The following is a 16,523-nucleotide window of genomic DNA, read 5'->3' on the forward strand; positions in this document are numbered from 1 at the left end:
AGTAGATGAACGTGAACGCGCCGGAGAAGCGCGCCAGTCGCACGACGTCGAGCGTCGCCGCGAAGTCGTCCTCGGCCTCGCCGGGGAAGCCGACGATGATGTCGGTGGTGATCGCCGCGTCGGGCATCGCGGCGCGGACCCTGTCGATGATGCCGAGGTACTTCGCCTGCCGGTAGGAGCGCCGCATCGCGCGCAGGATCCGGTCGGAGCCTGACTGCAGCGGCATGTGCAGCTGCGGCATCACGTTCGGCGTCGAGGCCATCGCCTCGACCACGTCGTCAGTGAACTCGGCCGGGTGGGGCGAGGTGAAGCGCACCCGCTCCAGCCCCTCGATCTCGCCACAGGCCCGCAGCAGCTTCGAGAACGCCTGACGGTCGCCGAACGCCGACCCGTAGGAGTTCACGTTCTGGCCGAGCAGCGTCACCTCGCTGACGCCGTCCGCGACCAGCGCCCGCACCTCGGCCAGGATCTCGCCCGGCCGGCGGTCCTTCTCCTTGCCACGCAGCGACGGGACGATGCAGAAGGTGCACGTGTTGTTGCACCCGACCGAGATCGAGACCCAGGCGGCGTACGCCGACTCGCGCTTGGTCGGCAGCGTGGAGGGGAACACCTCGAGCGACTCGAGGATCTCGACCTGAGCCTCCTCCTGCGCACGCGCGCGGTCGAGCAGAGCGGGCAGCGACCCGACGTTGTGGGTGCCGAAGACCACGTCCACCCACGGTGCCTTCTCGACGATGGTGGCCCGGTCCTTCTGCGCGAGGCAGCCGCCGACCGCGATCTGCATGCCCGGCTTCGTCGCCTTCACCGGCGCGAGGTGACCGAGGTTTCCGTAGAGACGGTTGTCGGCGTTCTCCCGCACCGCACAGGTGTTGAACACGACGACGTCGGCCTGCTCGCCCTCGGGCGCGGCGGCGTAGCCGGCATCCTCCAGGAGCCCCGTGAGCCGCTCGGAGTCATGGACGTTCATCTGGCACCCGTAGGTGCGGACCTCGTAGGTACGTGCGTTGCTGCTCATGACCGATCCAGGGTACGGCGGGCGGGCGGGGGTCACAGAAACGTCACCGTTCCCGGCTGCCGAGACCTCGGCCATGGCCGCACCGGGTGCGGTGGCGCTAGTGTCGCGGCCATGTCACGGGACACGCGGGCTTCGGTCGGCCAGCCGCTGGTCGTGCTCGACGGCGTCAACAAGTGGTTCGGCGACCTCCACGTCCTGCAGGACATCAACCAGACGATCCACCGTGGCGAGGTGGTCGTGGTGATCGGGCCGTCCGGCTCCGGGAAGTCGACGCTGTGCCGCGCCATCAACCGGCTCGAGACCATCCAGCAGGGAACCATCACGCTCGACGGGAAGCCACTGCCTGAGGAGGGCAAAGAGCTCGCGGCGCTGCGCGCCGAGGTCGGCATGGTGTTCCAGAGCTTCAACCTGTTCGCGCACAAGACCATCCTCGAGAACGTCACCCTCGGGCCGATCAAGGTCCGGGGGATCAAGAGGCAGGAGGCCGAGAAGCGGGCGACCGAGCTGCTCGACCGGGTCGGTGTGGGTCACCAGGCCGCGAAGTACCCCGCCCAGCTGTCGGGTGGCCAGCAGCAGCGCGTGGCCATCGCCCGGGCCCTGGCCATGGAGCCGAAGGTGATGCTCTTCGACGAGCCCACCTCGGCACTGGACCCAGAGATGATCAAGGAGGTCCTCGACGTCATGGTCGACCTCGCCGAGCGCGGCATGACGATGGTCGTCGTCACCCACGAGATGGGTTTCGCCCGCACGGCGGCCGACCGGGTGCTGTTCATGTCCGACGGCGCCATCGTCGAGGAGAGCGACCCCGAGAGCTTCTTCACGAACCCTCAGAGCGATCGCGCCAAGGACTTTCTCGGCAAGATCCTCAAGCACTGAAACCCAACAGGAGATGAGGAACATGAAGCGCATCAGGTTCAAGGCAGCAGCGGCGGCGATCCTGCTCAGCTGCTCGCTGGTGGCATGCGGTGAAGCAGGCGAGGACGGAGAGGGAGCCGAGGTCGCGGCCGAGGAGGACTGCGACGGCAAGTTCGAGGACGGCAGCCGAATGGCCGAGCTCGCCGAGGCCGGTGAGATCACCATGGGTGTCCGTTACGACCAGCCCGGACTCGGGTTCAAGGACGCGGCGGCCGATGTCCCGACCGGCTTCGACATCGAGATCGCGAAGCTCCTCGTCGCGGATCTCTGCATCGATCCCGCCGACACCAGCGCCGTCACGTGGGAGGAGACGATCTCCGACAACCGTGAGCCGTACCTCATGGAGGGCCGCGTCGACCTGGTGCTCGCGAGCTACTCCATCACCGACGAGCGGCGAGAGCTGGTCGGTCAGACGGGGCCGTACTTCATCACCGGTCAGCAGATCCTCGTTCCTTCGGACAGCGACGTCGAGTCGATCGAGGACCTGCAGGGAGAGGAGGTCTGCTCGGTGAGCGGATCGACCTCGATCGAGCGAGTCGAGGAGGAGGGCGCGGTGCCGGTGCCCCGTGAGGCGTACTCCGACTGCGCCGACGACGTGCTGAACGGCAGCGTGCCGGCGATGTCGACCGACGGCGCGATCCTGCTGGGTCTCGCAGCGCTGAACCCCGACGAGCTCAAGGTCGTCGGTCCCGAGTTCTCCGAGGAGCGGATCGGCGTGGGTTACCCGAAGGAGAACCCCGAGATGTGCGAGTGGATCAACGGCGTGCTCGAGGACTCCTTCGAGGACGGCTCCTGGGAGGAGGCGTTCGCGGCGACCCTCGGCGAGTCGGGCGTCGAGACGCCCGAACCGCCCACCCTGGACGAGTGCCAGGCCTGACGATCACACCTGACGTGCGGGGCGGCCGGTCGACCGGTCGCCCCGCAGGTCCACGCCGCACCACCGAGGGAGGTTGAGCCGACGTGTCCACCGTCCTCGACAACCTCGACCTCGTCTTCTGGGCTTTCGTCCACACGGTGGCGCTGTTCTTGATCTCCGGTGTGCTCTCCCTGCTGATCGGCACGCTGCTGGCGGCGATGAGGGTGGGGCCGATCGCCGTGCTGCGGCGAGCGGTGGCGACCTACGTCGCGATCGTTCGCAACACCCCACTGCTGGTGGTCTTCATCTTCTTCCGCGTCGCGGGGCCCAGGATCGGGATCCAGTTCAACTTCGTCGACATCGTGTGGGGCGACCTGCGGATGAACAACTACTTCGCCGCGGCCATCGTCTCGCTGACCGTCTACACCTCGACGTTCGTGTGCGAGGCGATCCGCTCCGGGGTCAACGCGGTTCCGCTCGGACAGGCGGAGGCCGCCCGCGCGATCGGCCTCCCGTTCGGCGGGACCATGCGCGAAGTGATCCTCCCGCAGGCGTTCCGGGCAACGGTGCCACCCCTGGCCAGCGTCCAGATCGCGCTGCTCAAGAACACCACCATCGCCGGCATCTTCGGGGTCGCGGAGGCCTTCTTCCGGATGCGCGGCTTCACCAACGACTTCCCCGGCGACCGGCTCGGGATCTTCATCACCTTCGCGCTGATCTTCGTGGTGCTCGTCGAGGTCGTCTCGTTCGCCTCGCATCGGCTCGAGCGTCGCTGGAGCGCAGCTCGATGAGCGACGTCCTCTTCGACGCGCCCGGGCCGAGGGCGATCGCCCGGCACCGGATCTACACGGTCATCGCCATGATCGCGCTGCTCGGCGTCCTGGCCTGGGTGCTCTGGCGGCTGTACGACTCGGGGCAGTTCTCGTACGAGAAGTGGGAGCCCCTCATCACACCTGCGTACGTGCGGGCGCTGCTGGTCGAGGGGCTGCTGACGACCCTGCAGATGGCGGTGACCGCGGTGCTGCTCGCCACAGTGTTCGGCCTCGTCTTCGGCGTCGGCAAGCTCGCGGACGGGGCCTGGATCCGCTGGCCCTCCTGGCTGGTCGTGGAGTTCTTCCGCGCCGTCCCGGTGCTGCTGCTCATGACTCTGGTGTTCTACTCCTGGGGCATCAACCGCGGGTCCAGTGGTGCCTACTGGAGCGTCGTGATCGCGCTGATGCTGTACAACGGAGCGGTCCTGGCCGAGGTGTTCCGTGCCGGCATCCAGGCCGTTCCGAAGGGGCAGTCCGAGGCGGCGTACGCGCTGGGGATGAGCAAGAGCCAGGTCACCATGATCATCCTGCTGCCGCAGGCGGTGAAGATCATGCTGCCGGCGATCATCAGCCAGATGGTGGTGGCGCTCAAGGACACCAGCCTGGGGTACGCCGTGGCCGCACCCGGTCTCACCGAGATCGGCGAGCGGATCTACCGCCAGTTCCACAACGAGATCCCCACCATCTTCGTGGTGGCTTCGCTCTACATCGCGGCGAACCTGGTGCTGACGGCGATCGCGACGTGGGTGCAGAAGAAGTTCGTCGGCGAGAAGAAGCCGCTCGAGGTCGGCATGATCGGCGAGCTGGACGACGCCCGCAAGCCCTGATCGTCAGCGCTTGCGCGGCGTGACCCAGAGCCGGATCTCGCCGTCGATCACGATGGCGCCGTCGTCGCGCACGCCGCGGACCCGGACCGGCAGCTCGGCCCCGTCGTCTGGCAGCACGTCCGGTGACCACTGGGCGGGGTCGGTCTCGGCGATGCAGGTGATGTCGGAGGTCGCCTTGGCGGTGTAGGCGACGGTCATCCCCTTCGGGATCCACCGCTTGTCGGCGGGGATGGTCACCTCGGCGAGGGCCCCCATCGCGGCCTCGAGGCCGTTGCAGAGCGCGATCGCGTGCACTGTGCCGAGGTGGTTGTGGACCCGGCGGCGCTTGGGGATCACCAGCTCGGCGCGGTTCGGCTCGATGACGGTGAACCGCGGCCGGATCGTCGCGAAGTACGGCGCCTTGCGGGCGAAGGCGAAGGAGAACAATCGTTCGCCGCGCGGGAGCTTGTCGAGGGTGTGCCAGAGCGTCAGGACGGACGGCATGCGCCGTACCTTACTCGTCGGTAACCCCCGACGGTCAGCCCTGCGCCCGCTGCTGCTCGGCGACCTGGCGGTGGACGTCCTCCATGTCGAGGCCCTTGACCGCGGTGATCAGCTCCTCGAGGGCGGGCGCGGGCAGCGCACCCGCCTGCTTGAACACCAGCACGCCCTCGCGGAACGCCATCAGGGTCGGGATGGAGCTGATGCCCGCTGCTGCGGAGAGCTCCTGCTCGGCCTCGGTGTCGACGGAGCCGAAGACGACGTCCTCGTGCTGCTCGGAGGCAGCCTCGTAGATCGGGGCGAACTGCCGGCACGGACCGCACCAGCCCGCCCAGAAGTCGACCAGCACGATGTCGTTGGTCGTGACGGTCTCGTCCAGGTTGGCAGCGCCGATCTCGATGGTGGCCATGGCAGCAGAACGCGCGGTCGGGGCCTGCTATTCCGGCGGCGCGAGCAGCTCGACGCGGTTGCCGTGACCATCGGACGCGTGCAGCCTGACGTACCCGGGAAACGTGTCGCGCTGCGTGTGATCGACCTCGAAGCCCAGCTCCTCCAGCCGCGCGCCGGTCCGGTCTAACGCTGCGGCGTCGTCGAGGAGCAGCGCAGGATGTGCCTTGCGGGCTGGGCGGAACGGCTCCTCGACCCCGAGGTGGACCTCGACGCCGGGCTCACGCAGCCACAGTCCGCCCCGGTCCCGCAGCGGTTCGGGCTTCTCGACCTCGGTCAGTCCCAGCCCGTCGACGTAGAACCGGCGGGCGACGTCCTCACCCGCGGCCGGGATGGCGAGCTGCACGTGGTGGAGCCTCACGGCGCCACCTCCGATCCCGCCGCCGGTCGGCGTCCGACGGCGAAGATCCGGCGGAACGGCAGCACCACGCCGTGCCCGCGGTCGGGGTAGGCCGCTCGCAGCCGTGCCTTGAACTCCTCCTCGAACCGCGGCCGCAGGTCGTCGGGCAGCGCCTGCAGGGTGGGCCGGGCGCCGGTGCCGGACACCCACGTGAAGACGGGATCGTCGCCGGTGAGCACGTGGAGGTAGGTCGTCTCCCAGACATCCGGCTCGAGGCCGGCTCGCGCCAGAACGTCGAGGTAGACCTCGGGCGCGTGGCTGGCCGGCACTGCGACGCCGACCGTGTGGTCGGCGTACGGCGGCTCGGCGGCGAGCTCGCCCCGGATGGTGTGGCTCGGCTCGTCGAAGTTCCCGGGCACCTGGAAGGCCAGCGAGCCGCCGGGCCGGACCCGGGCAGCAAGGTCCGGCAGCAGGTCGAGATGGTCGGGGAGCCACTGCAGGGTCGCGTTGGAGACGAGCAGGTCGACCTGCTCGTCTCGCGCGACCCAGTCGCGCAGGTCGGCAAGCTCGAACTCGACCTCCGGCACGTCCCGCTCGGCCGCCTCGACCATGGCCGGGCTGGAGTCGACGCCTCGAACGCGCGCACCCGGCCAGATCTCAGCGAGCAGCCGGGTGAGGTTGCCGGGCCCGCACCCGAGGTCGACCACGTCGGTCGGACCGGCGACGCTCACCCGCGCCAGGAGGTCGGCGAACGGCCGGCCGCGTTCGCCGGCGAAGGTCAGGTACCGCTGTGCATCCCAGGAGAACATGCCACTGACTATATCTTGATATCAAGATTCTCGACAACCGCTACACTGAGCCCGTGCGGGACGAGGTCGACGAGCTGATCGAGGCGTGGGAGCGCGAGCGCTCCGACCTCGATCTCGCGCCGGTCGCCGTCTTCAGCCGGATCTCCCGGCTCGCGCGCCACCTCGACCTCGCCCGCCGCGACGCGTTCACGCGTCACGGCATCGAGTCGTGGGAGTTCGACGTACTTGCCGCGCTCCGGCGGGCCGGCTCGCCGTACGAGCTCTCTCCCGGCCGGCTGTTGCGCGAGACGCTCGTGACCAGCGGCACCATGACCAACCGGATCGACCGGCTCGCTGCGCGCGGGTACGTCGAGCGGTCACCCGACCCGGCCGACCGGCGCGGTGTCATCGTGCGACTGACGTGGGAGGGCAGGGCCGCGGTCGACTCGGCGTTCGAGGCGCTGCTCAAGGCAGAGACCGCGCTGCTCGCCGACCTGTCCGACCGCGACCGCACCCGGCTGGCCGCCCTCCTCCGTACCCTGCTCGCCCCCTTCCGCTGACCCGTCACTCGTGCAGGTCTGAACCCCCGCGAGCCGTCACTTGTGCAGGTCTGAACGCCCGTGAGCCGTCACTTGTGCAGCATTGCAACCCGCCGAGCCGTCACTCCATGAGCTCGGCGGCCTCCAGCCACGCCAGCTCCAGCGCCTCACGCTCCTCGGCCACCTGCTGCACGAGTACGCCGAGCTCGGCGAGGCGTTCGTAGTCGGACCCGGCGGCCTCGACCTGGGCGTGCAGCTCGGCCTCTCGTTCTGCGACCTGCGCCAGCTGCTTGTCGAGCCGCGCCAGGGTCTTCCGGGCCGCGCGTTCCTCGGAACTGCCGGTTCGCGCCTTCTGCGGGCTGCCGGAGTGACGGCTCGAGCCCTCCTGAACCTGCACAACTGACGGCTCGGCACTGTCTGAACCTGCGGGAGTGACGACTCGGCGGTGGAGGTACTCGTCGACGCCGCCGGGGAGCATGGAGATCTGGCCGTCGCCGAGCAGGGCCCAGGTGGAGTCGGTGACGCGTTCGAGGAAGTAGCGGTCGTGGGAGACGACGACGAGGGTGCCGGGCCAGCGGTCGAGGAAGTCCTCGAGCACGTTGAGGGTCTCGATGTCGAGGTCGTTGGTCGGCTCGTCGAGCAGCAGCACGTTCGGCTCGGTCAGCAGCAGACGCAGCAGCTGGAACCGGCGCCGCTCGCCGCCGGAGAGGTCACCGAGCCGCGCCGTGAGCCGGTCGCCGGTGAACCCGAACCGCTCCAGCATCGCGGTCGCGGTCACGTCGGAGCCGTCCGCGGTCCGGGACACCCGCTTGATCGACTCGACCGTCGGGAGGACCCGAGCCTCGGGGTCGAGGTCGTCGTCGACTTGCTGGGTGAGGTGCTGCAGCACGACGGTGCGTCCGTGCTTGACCCGACCGGCTGACGGCGCGAGCGTGCCGGCCAGCAGGTGGAGCACCGAGGTCTTGCCTGCCCCGTTCACACCCACGATGCCGACCCGGTCGCCGGGGCCGAGCCGCCAGGTGGCGTGGGAGAGCAGCTGCCGGTCACCACGGGTGAGATCGGCGTCCTCGACGTCGATCACGTCCTTGCCGAGTCGCTGCGAGGCGAACCGCTGCAGCTCGAGGGGGTCGCGCGGAGGCGGCTCGTCGGCGATCAGCTCGGTGGCGGCCTCGATCCGGAACTTCGGCTTCGAGGTCCGGGCGGGGGCGCCCCGCCGCAGCCAGGCGAGCTCCTTGCGGACCAGGTTCTGGCGACGTACCTCCGAGGCTGCCGCCTGCCGCTGCCGCTCGGCCTTGGCGAGCACGAACGCGGCGTACCCGCCTTCGTAGGCGTCGACCACGCCGTCGTGCACCTCCCACGTCCACTGGCACACAGCGTCGAGGAACCAACGGTCGTGGGTGACGACGACGAGCGCCGAGCTGCGCTGGGTGAGGTGGTTCGCCAGCCAGCTGACCGCCTCGACGTCGAGATGGTTGGTCGGCTCGTCGAGCACGATCAGGTCGTGGTCGTCGAGCAGCAGGGCGGCCAGCGCGCAGCGTCGCCGTTCGCCACCGGAGAGGCCGATGACCGCGCGGTCGAGAGCGACGTCGGCGAGCAGCACCTCGACCACCTCCCGGGTGCTCGGGTCGGCGGCCCACTCGTGATCGGACTTACCGCCGAGCACGGACTCGCGGACGGTGTGGGTGTCCACCAGGTCGTCGCCCTGCCGCAGGTACCCGACCTGCAGTCCCCGGGCCTGCGACACCCGGCCGCTGTCGGGCGGCTCGACGCCGAGCAGGACCCGCAGCAGCGTGGTCTTGCCGTCTCCGTTGCGGCCCACGACGCCGATCCGCTGCCCGGCGGCGACGCCCAGTGACACGTCCGTGAGCAGCGGCCGGACGCCGAACGCCTTGGACACTCGCTCCAGGTTGACGAGGTTGTTGATCGACCCGGCGCTCATCTGCCCAGCGCTCCTGCCACCGGTCCGGTCGCGGTCAGCACCACGGCGTACGACGACCGCAGCCGCGCGGCGACGGTCTGCGCCGACGCGTCCGAGTCGCACAGGAAGACGCAGGTCGGGCCGGATCCGCTGACCAGCCCGCGCAAGGCTCCGGCCGCCTCCCCCGCAGCGAGCAGGTCGCGCAGCTCGGGCCGGAGGTCGAGCGCGGCGGGCTGGAGGTCGTTGTGGAGCAGCGGTGCGACCTCGCCCACCGGGTCGCCGAGGAACTCCACGAGCCGGTACGGCGCGCGCGGCTGCTCCGGCGCATCCGGCGTGAGCTCGTCGAACCGGCGGTAGACGGCCGGTGTCGACAGCCCCTCCTCCCCCGGCACCACCACCCAGTGGCGCGGGACCTCGACCCCGGGGAGCTGCTCCACCTGCTCGCCGTGGCCGGTGCCGAGCGCGTTGCGTCCGACCAGGCCGAAGGGCACGTCGCTGCCCAGCGCAGCGGCGAGGTCGAAGAGCACCCGGTCGCCGCTACGGAGGTCCCAGAGCCGGTCGAGCGCGACCAGCGTCGCGGCCGCGTCTGCCGAGCCACCGGCCAGTCCTCCGGCGACCCAGATGCCTTTGCGGATGTGGATCCGCGCCGCCCTCTCGACCCGGTGGTGCTCGGCCAGGGCGCGGCCGGCCCGGACCACCAGGTTGGTGTCGTCCGTCGGCACCTCCGCCACGTCGACCTCGCCGACGGGCTCGACCCTGACTGACCACTCCGCTGCGGGAGCCACGGTGACCTCGTCGTACAGGTCGACTGCGTGGTAGACGGTCATCAAGGGGTGGAACCCGTCCGGCTGCGGGGCGCCGACCCCGAGGTGCAGGTTGATCTTGGCGGGGGCTCGCACAGTCACGGGTTTCGAGGCTCGCTTCGCTCGCACCTCAACCACCGGGCGTCCCCAGCTCCTCGGCGACGCGCACGAAGTCCTCGATCCGCAGCGACTCACCGCGTGCCAGCGGGTCGATGCCGGCCGCGACGAGTGCCTGCTCGGCCGCCCCGGTGGAGCCGGCCAGCGAGCGCAACGCACCGCGCAGACCCTTGCGACGCTGGGCGAAGGCGGCGTCGACCACCGCGAAGACCTCCTGGCGGGATACCCGCGACGTCGGCGGGTCGCGGCGAGTCCACGCGACCAGCCCGGAGTCGACGTTCGGCGCGGGCCAGAACACGGTGCGCCCGATCGCACCGGCCCGGCGGACCTCGGCGTACCAGGCGGCCTTGACGCTGGGAACGCCGTACACCTTCGAGCCCGGCGGCGCCGCCAACCGGTCGGCCACCTCCGACTGCACCATCACCAGCCCGTGCTCCAGCGACGGCAGCAGCGCGAGGAGGTGCAGCAGCACCGGGACCGAGACGTTGTAGGGCAGGTTGGCGACGAGCGCCGTCGGCGGCGGGCCCGGTACGGCGTCGATCCGCAGCGCGTCGGCGTGCAGCACCTCACACCGGTCGGCCTGCCCGGGCGCGAACTCGGCGATCGTCGCCGGCAGCCGCGCGGCCAGCACCGGGTCGACCTCGATCGCGACGACCCGCTGTGCGACCTCCAGAAGCGCCAGCGTCAGCGACCCGAGACCGGGGCCGACCTCGATCACGACGTCGCGGTCGGTGATGCCCGACTCGCGGACGATCCGGCGGACCGTGTTCGCGTCGATGACGAAGTTCTGACCCCGCTGCTTGGTCGGCCGCAGGTCGAGCTCGGCGGCCAGCGAACGTACTTCCGCCGGCCCGAGCAGTCTCGGACCGGCGGAAGACGTCATGCCGAAGAGGTTAGTGACTACTGGGGCAGGCCCAACGACTGGGAGCAGTGCGGCCAGGAGCCGTAGCCACCGGTCGCCGCGCGCACCTTCTCCGCGATGGCGATCTGGGTCTCGCGGCTCTGCTGGTGCGGCATGCCGGGACCGCCGTACGACTGCCAGGTGCCGAGCGAGAACTGCAGGCCGCCGTAGTACCCGTTGCCGGTGTTGATGGCCCAGTTGCCGCCCGACTCGCACTGCGCGAGCGCGTCCCAGACGGTGCCGCCGGACGCGTAGTTGGCCGCGGGCGTCGGCTCCTCCTTGGTGCCGACCTTGACGAGCGCGTCCCGCGGCTCGTCGAGCACCTTCTGTTGCAGCACCTTGCGCGCGACCAGCTCGCCGTTGCGGTAGGTGATCCGGTAGGTGACGTTTCGCAGGCCCTCGTCGCCGGAGCGGACCACGCTGGTCTCACCCTCGAGCATGGAGTCGTCGGCCCGCTCGATGGTCGAGAAGTCGATCGCCTCGTTCTTGACCCGCTTGGTCACGACGCGGATGTCGGTGAAGACGACCGTGTCGCCGTCCTCGACCTCGGCCTTCTTGCCGGGCTTGATCTGGTCGTGCTTGTCGACCTTGACGCCGAGCTCGTCCAGCGCTTCGCGCGCGGTGAGGGCCGGAACGGATCGGGTGACCGGCTTCTTGCCGGCGATCTTGAACGTCAGCTTCTTCGGAGTGACGACCTCGAGCTCCAGGCCCTCGCGGTCGATGCTGCCGCCGCGCGAGACCGACAGGTCCGCGCCGGCGAACCGATCGCCGATCTGGACCAGGGCGCTGCCCACGTCGGTCGCGGTCACCCAGTGGGTCTCGGTCTCGCCGTCGACGGTGAGCTCGACGGGACGCCCGAACCGGACGCTGATGGCGCTGCCGTCGGAGACGGCTTCGTCGACACTGGGGAAGACCTTGTCCTTGTCGGTGACCTCGATCCCCTCGGACTCCAGGACCTCGCCGACGGTCCCGCCCATGGCGGTGACCTCGCGTTCCTGGCCGTCGAGGCTCAAGGTGACGGTGTTGCTCAGGGAGGTGTATCCGTAGGTGGTCCCGGCGACGGCCAGGATCACGCCGGCCGTGAGGCCGACGAGGGCGGTCTTGCTGTCGATCAGGCGTGCAATGAGGCTGCGCGTCTGCACAATTCTCCGAACGTCGTGCTCTCCGGGCCTCGGGGCCGACGCGCCCCGGGCGCGCGACACTCGCCTCGGGGGGAGTGCTTGCGTTCGGGGGTTTCCGCGCCGGTCGAAATCGCGTCCCGATCCCGGCCAACAGTCACAAGACGATAACGGGGGGTCCTGATGACGCCAACTCTCCAGCGGGGTGGAGACCCGAATTTACGTGGCTGGTGAGACTGGTGTGACTGATGTGGCGTGTGCGAACGTGGCGTCGCTCACCATGACCCGCCGAAAGCCGCCTCGGTGTTCGCGTCGACCGCCCGGCAGAGGCTCTCGAGGTCCTGTTGCCGTACCTGCGCCATCGCCCGCATGGTGAGCGGGACCAGGTAGGAGGCGTTCGGTCGGCCGCGGTACGGGACCGGCGTGAGGTACGGCGCATCGGTCTCGACCAGCAGCCGCTCGGTCGGAGTCACGACCAGCGCGTTGCGCAAAGGCGCGGCGTTCTTGAACGTGACCGTGCCGGCGAAGCTCAGGTAGGCACCGCGGTCGAGGCAGGCCCGGGCGACGTCGGCGTCGCCTGAGAAGCAGTGCATCACCCAGCGTTGCGGCGCGCCCTCGTCGTCGATGACACGCAGCACGTCGTCGTGGGCGTCGCGGTCGTGGATCACCAAGGTCCTGTCAAGCCGCTTCGCGAGGTCGATGTGGCGGCGGAAGCTCTCCTCCTGGGCGGCGCGCCCCTCCTCGCCGGTGCGGAACCGGTCGAAGCCGGTCTCCCCCACGGCCCGGACCTGGTCGTGGGCCTGCGCCAGTCGTTCGATCTCGTCCAGCGCGGCGTCGAGCTCGCCGACCGCGGCCAGCCGGGGCGCCTCGTTGGGGTGGATCGCCACGCCGGCAACCAGCGCGGCGTGGGTCGCCGCGGCCTCGACCGCCCAGCGCGCACCGGGCAGGTCGCAGCCGATCTGGACGATCCGGGTCACGTTGACCGCCTGCGCCGCCGCGATCGCCTCCTCGGTGGCGAGCCAGTCGCCGTCGGCGATGTCGAGGTGGCAGTGGCTGTCGACCACCGGATGGGGCAGCGGCTCCGGCGCCGGCGGGCGCTCGCGGTCGCGCTGCGCACCGGACGTCTCCTCCGTGGCCGCCCGTTTCCTGGTGGGTCCCTCCGTCACCCGGCCGATCCTAGATAACAGCGGCCCCGACCCACGGTGAGGTCACCGGAACCGCCGAGGGGGTCCGATCCTGGTTGTTGGCACGTTCGCTCAAGGAGTGGTTTGCGCGAACGTTCCAGCAACCGGAAAACAGAGTCCCCCGCGGGTGCGGCTCGCCGGATGGCGCCTCGAGGCTCACCCCCGGTGCACAGCGTCGTACACCTCGCGCTTGGGGACGCCGGCAGCGCGGGCGACCTGACCGATCGCCTCCTTGCGCGGCGTGCCGTCGGCCTCGAGGTCGGCCACTGCCGCGCGGTACGCCGTGGGGTCGGCCGGCAAGGTTTCCGGAACTGCGCCCGCGACCACGATCGTCACTTCTCCGCGCACCCCGGGCTCGGCCCAGCCCGCGAGGTCGGCCAACCCACCTCGGCGTACCTCCTCGTGGGTCTTGGTCAGCTCCCGACAGACCGCGGCCCGGCGGTCCGCCCCGAACGCCTCCGCCATGGCAGCCAGCGCGGTGTGGGTCCGGTGGGGGGCCTCGAAGAACACCATCGTGCGCTCCTCGGCGACCAGCGCATCGAGTCGACGGGACCGCTCCCCCGCCTTGCGTGGCAGGAAGCCCTCGAAGCAGAACCGGTCGACCGGCAGGCCCGAGACGGCCAGGGCGGTGAGAACGGCGGACGGTCCGGGCACCGCGGTCACCGGCACGTCGGCAGCGACCGCCGCCGCGACCAGCCGGTACCCGGGGTCGGAGACGCTCGACATCCCCGCGTCGGTCACCAGCAGCACCCGCTCCCCGGCGAGCAGCGACTCGACGAGCGCCGGGGTCCGCCTGGCCTCGTTGCCCTCGAAGTATGAGACCACGCGGCCGGCGATGGCCACGTCCAGGTCGGAGCACAGTCGGCGCAGCCGGCGCGTGTCCTCGGCGGCGATCACGTCTGCGCCGGCCAGTTCCTCGGCGAGCCGCGGCGGGGCGTCGGCCACCCGCCCGATCGGAGTGGCCGCGAGCACGAGCGTCCCGGTCATGGCTCGATCATGTCAGCCGGTGGCGTACCGCCGGCCCCTCGAGCGAGAGACGCTAGCCGATGGCGATCCTGACCTCGTCCAGCCTGCCCCGCAGCACGTCGTCGCCGTTCGTCTTGGCACCCACTATCACCGGCTGGTTGTTCGAGATGTGGCCGCTGACCCTCCGGTTCGTGAACACCCTGCCGTCGACCACGGCATGCACCGCGGTCGCGGTCCGGCGGCACGCCACCGTGTGGATGCGCCCGTCGACGATGTCCACCCGGGCCACCCTCTTCACGGTCCGACTACGTCCACCCGGCATGACCCCCTTGAAGACGCAGTGGAGCCGGCCGACAGAGTGGTTGCGCCCGCGCTTGATCTCCATCTTCCAGTCACCGCCCCTGGTGGTCTGGTACCCCTTGCGCACCAGGTCGTAGCTGTCGTCGGGCATCGCGCGGTTCACGGTCCGCACCGTTGCCCTCAATGTGATGCGACGGTTGCCCGGGTCCAAGCTGGCGGAGTCACGCACTCGCACGTACGAAGTCGCGCCGTTGAAGCGGTACGACCTCCCCGAGACCAGTCCCCGGGCGCCTGTCCTGACGCTGACGATCCTGCCTTTGTTCGCGCCGCCGGCCGCGGCGGAGTCCCCCATCACGGAGGCTCCCCTTCCCTCGTTCATCTGCCATCGCGCCACCACGTCCGCGTGAGCGGCGGTCGGAATCACCGTCGCGGCAGCGGCGAGCAATGCAGGTACTACCCACATCTTCATGATGTTCCCCCTACTTCGCGCCGAGACTGCGCGTAGTCCCCTCATGCAAACATCCGATCGAGTCGTCTTGCAAGGGAAACCTCCCACGATCGGTCCTCGAACCGGCCGTCTACAGTCTCCGACCATGACCGCCGCGACCGAGGTAGCCCAGGCGGGGCTGTCGCGCACCGCGGCCGGGCAGCCGGTACCGCTCGCCACCGAGCGAGCCGGCCGGCGGAGGGTGCCGGAGGACCCGCTGGTCGGCTGGTCCGCGGCGATCGGGGTGGCGCTGCTCGCGTTCGTTCTGCGCGTGTGGCGGGTGGGCACGCCCCACGAGTTCGCGTTCGACGAGACCTACTACGCGAAGGATGCGTGGTCGCTCGTCAACCACGGCTACGTCCGCAAGTACGTCGAGGACGCGAACGACCTGATCATCAACGGCGACACGCGTGGCTTCTGGCAGGACGACCCGTCGATGGTCGTCCACCCCGAGGCCGGCAAGTGGCTGATCGGGCTCGGCGAACAGGTCTTCGGGCTCGACCCCACCGGTTGGCGGATCCCGTCGGTCGTGGTGGGTTCCCTCATGGTGCTCGTGATGGTGCGGCTGGTCCGGCGGCTGACCGGCTCCACCCTGTGGGGGTGCGTCGCGGGTCTGCTGCTGTGCTTCGACGGCTTGCAGTTCGTGCTGTCGCGGCTGGCGCTGCTCGACATCTTCCTCGCGTTCTTCACGCTGTGCGCTGTGCACTGCTGCGTCGCCGACCGCGACTGGCTCAGGGACCGGTTCGCCCGTCGTACGTCGGTGCCGGCCACCGGGTGGGGGCCGGTGCGGTCCGTGCTGTGGCGGCCCTGGCTCGCCCTCGGGGGCGTCTGCTTCGGGCTGGCGGTCGGCACCAAGTGGAGCGCCCTCTACGTGCTCGCGGCGTTCGGGATCATGGTGTTCGCATGGAGCGCCGGTGCCCGACGGTCGTTCGGTGTCCGCTGGCCGGTGGCGCGTTCGGCGCTGGTCGACGGCGTACCCGCTTTCGTGCACCTGGTCCTCGTCGCGTTCGTCGTCTACACCGCGACCTGGAGCGGCTGGCTGATGCACGCCGAAGAGTACGAGCGCACCCTCTCAGAGACGCAGTACACGCAGTACGACGGTGGCACGCCGTGGCCGACGCGCGACGAGCCTGACGCGTCCGGGATCGGCGAGGTGACGCAGTCGCTGCGGTCCCTGGCGTACTACCACCAGGACGTGTGGGTCTTCCACACCCACTTCCTCGACGACTCCGACCACACCTATGAGTCGAAGCCGCTGGGCTGGCTGCTGCTCGGTCGCGGCGTAGGAGTGGACGCCGACACCGACATCCAGCCCGGACAGCAGGGCTGTCAGGCCGAGGAGGGCTCGGACTGCCTGCGCCAGGTCATCCTGCTCGGCACACCGGCACTGTGGTGGGGTTCGGTGCTGGCGCTGCTGGCCTCGGTCGGCTACTGGGTCGGCCGCCGCGACTGGCGCTTCGGCATCCCGGTCGTCGGCACCGTCGTCACGTGGCTGCCGTGGCTCGCGAACGACGACCGGCCGATCTTCCTCTTCTACGCGATGCCGACGCTGCTGTTCCAGGTGATCGCCTGCACGCTCGTGCTGGCCACGCTGGTCGGCCACTCACGAGCGCCGACGCCGAGGCGGACGGTGGGCGTGATCGTCGCCGGTTCGTTCCTGGTGCTCGTGCTCCTCAACTTCGCGTGGTTCTACCCGATCTACACCGACCA

At 70.1% G+C, this 16,523-nt stretch carries 18 protein-coding genes; 6 read left to right on the forward strand and 12 right to left on the reverse strand.

Annotated features, from left to right (window positions below; translation table 11 throughout):
* Positions 1 to 1,015, reverse strand: a 1,015-nt coding sequence (gene miaB / locus VFZ39_RS00105; RefSeq protein ID WP_330863677.1) for a tRNA (N6-isopentenyl adenosine(37)-C2)-methylthiotransferase MiaB, incomplete at its 3' end; no start/stop codon positions are given.
* A 111-nt stretch (positions 1,016 to 1,126) separates the two neighbouring features.
* Here miaB and VFZ39_RS00110 point away from each other — a divergent pair.
* The 4 genes from VFZ39_RS00110 (at position 1,127) to VFZ39_RS00125 (ending at position 4,425) form a co-directional block, all read left to right on the forward strand.
* Positions 1,127 to 1,891 (forward strand): amino acid ABC transporter ATP-binding protein, encoded by a 765-nt coding sequence (locus VFZ39_RS00110; RefSeq protein ID WP_414690238.1) that lies wholly within the window; start codon positions 1,127 to 1,129, stop codon positions 1,889 to 1,891.
* Positions 1,892 to 1,913: 22 nt separating this feature from the next.
* Positions 1,914 to 2,807: a glutamate ABC transporter substrate-binding protein gene (locus tag VFZ39_RS00115; RefSeq protein WP_330863678.1), complete on the forward strand. Its 894-nt coding sequence runs from the start codon at positions 1,914 to 1,916 to the stop codon at positions 2,805 to 2,807.
* Between the two features lie 83 nt (positions 2,808 to 2,890).
* Positions 2,891 to 3,577 carry an amino acid ABC transporter permease gene (locus VFZ39_RS00120; RefSeq protein WP_330863679.1) on the forward strand — a complete coding sequence of 229 codons (687 nt, stop codon included), beginning with the start codon at positions 2,891 to 2,893 and terminating at the stop codon, positions 3,575 to 3,577.
* A complete protein-coding gene (locus VFZ39_RS00125) occupies positions 3,574 to 4,425 on the forward strand; it encodes an amino acid ABC transporter permease (protein WP_330863680.1) in 852 nt (283 codons plus the stop codon). Before VFZ39_RS00120 ends, VFZ39_RS00125 begins: the two co-directional genes overlap by 4 nt.
* Before the next feature lie 3 nt (positions 4,426 to 4,428).
* Here the strand turns inward: VFZ39_RS00125 and VFZ39_RS00130 are convergent, their stop codons facing one another.
* Genes VFZ39_RS00130 through VFZ39_RS00145 form a run of 4 tightly spaced genes read right to left on the reverse strand, consistent with a single transcriptional unit; the run spans position 4,429 to position 6,501 of the window.
* Positions 4,429 to 4,908 (reverse strand): hotdog fold domain-containing protein, encoded by a 480-nt coding sequence (locus VFZ39_RS00130; protein ID WP_330863681.1) that lies wholly within the window; start codon positions 4,906 to 4,908, stop codon positions 4,429 to 4,431.
* 34 nt (positions 4,909 to 4,942) lie between these two features.
* Positions 4,943 to 5,314, reverse strand: coding sequence for a thioredoxin (trxA, locus tag VFZ39_RS00135; RefSeq protein ID WP_330863682.1), 372 nt, complete (start codon positions 5,312 to 5,314; stop codon positions 4,943 to 4,945).
* 27 nt (positions 5,315 to 5,341) lie between these two features.
* Positions 5,342 to 5,713, reverse strand: coding sequence for a VOC family protein (locus VFZ39_RS00140; protein WP_330863683.1), 372 nt, complete (start codon positions 5,711 to 5,713; stop codon positions 5,342 to 5,344).
* Positions 5,710 to 6,501 (reverse strand): methyltransferase domain-containing protein, encoded by a 792-nt coding sequence (locus VFZ39_RS00145; RefSeq protein WP_330863684.1) that lies wholly within the window; start codon positions 6,499 to 6,501, stop codon positions 5,710 to 5,712. The genes VFZ39_RS00140 and VFZ39_RS00145 overlap by 4 nt, the downstream gene beginning before the upstream one ends.
* A 53-nt stretch (positions 6,502 to 6,554) precedes the next feature.
* Here VFZ39_RS00145 and VFZ39_RS00150 point away from each other — a divergent pair, with 53 nt between their 5' ends.
* Positions 6,555 to 7,040, forward strand: coding sequence for a MarR family winged helix-turn-helix transcriptional regulator (locus VFZ39_RS00150; protein ID WP_330863685.1), 486 nt, complete (start codon positions 6,555 to 6,557; stop codon positions 7,038 to 7,040).
* Positions 7,041 to 7,140: 100 nt separating this feature from the next.
* Here the strand turns inward: VFZ39_RS00150 and VFZ39_RS00155 are convergent, their stop codons facing one another.
* The 7 genes from VFZ39_RS00155 to VFZ39_RS00185 form a co-directional block, all read right to left on the reverse strand.
* Positions 7,141 to 8,958, reverse strand: a complete 1,818-nt coding sequence (locus tag VFZ39_RS00155; RefSeq protein WP_330863686.1) for an ABC-F family ATP-binding cassette domain-containing protein — start codon at positions 8,956 to 8,958, stop codon at positions 7,141 to 7,143.
* Entirely contained in the window at positions 8,955 to 9,878 is a 924-nt protein-coding gene (locus VFZ39_RS00160; protein ID WP_414690239.1) for a 4-(cytidine 5'-diphospho)-2-C-methyl-D-erythritol kinase, read from the reverse strand. The genes VFZ39_RS00155 and VFZ39_RS00160 overlap by 4 nt, the downstream gene beginning before the upstream one ends.
* Complete coding sequence (gene rsmA / locus VFZ39_RS00165) at positions 9,871 to 10,740, reverse strand: 16S rRNA (adenine(1518)-N(6)/adenine(1519)-N(6))-dimethyltransferase RsmA (RefSeq protein WP_330863688.1); 870 nt, start codon at positions 10,738 to 10,740, stop codon at positions 9,871 to 9,873. The genes VFZ39_RS00160 and rsmA overlap by 8 nt, the downstream gene beginning before the upstream one ends.
* A 17-nt stretch (positions 10,741 to 10,757) precedes the next feature.
* Positions 10,758 to 11,900: a transglycosylase family protein gene (locus VFZ39_RS00170; protein WP_330863689.1), complete on the reverse strand. Its 1,143-nt coding sequence runs from the start codon at positions 11,898 to 11,900 to the stop codon at positions 10,758 to 10,760.
* Positions 11,901 to 12,151: 251 nt separating this feature from the next.
* Positions 12,152 to 12,952 (reverse strand): TatD family hydrolase, encoded by an 801-nt coding sequence (locus VFZ39_RS00175; protein WP_330863694.1) that lies wholly within the window; start codon positions 12,950 to 12,952, stop codon positions 12,152 to 12,154.
* Between the two features lie 264 nt (positions 12,953 to 13,216).
* A complete protein-coding gene (gene rsmI, locus VFZ39_RS00180) occupies positions 13,217 to 14,047 on the reverse strand; it encodes a 16S rRNA (cytidine(1402)-2'-O)-methyltransferase (RefSeq protein WP_330863690.1) in 831 nt (276 codons plus the stop codon).
* Between the two features lie 52 nt (positions 14,048 to 14,099).
* Complete coding sequence (locus VFZ39_RS00185) at positions 14,100 to 14,795, reverse strand: LamG-like jellyroll fold domain-containing protein (RefSeq protein WP_330863691.1); 696 nt, start codon at positions 14,793 to 14,795, stop codon at positions 14,100 to 14,102.
* 124 nt (positions 14,796 to 14,919) lie between these two features.
* On the opposite strand from VFZ39_RS00185, the gene VFZ39_RS00190 reads away from it, so the two are divergent.
* Positions 14,920 to 16,523, forward strand: a 1,604-nt coding sequence (locus tag VFZ39_RS00190; protein ID WP_330863692.1) for a dolichyl-phosphate-mannose--protein mannosyltransferase, incomplete at its 3' end; no start/stop codon positions are given.

This window comes from Nocardioides sp. (assembly GCF_036374615.1).
GTDB lineage: Bacteria > Actinomycetota > Actinomycetes > Propionibacteriales > Nocardioidaceae > Nocardioides.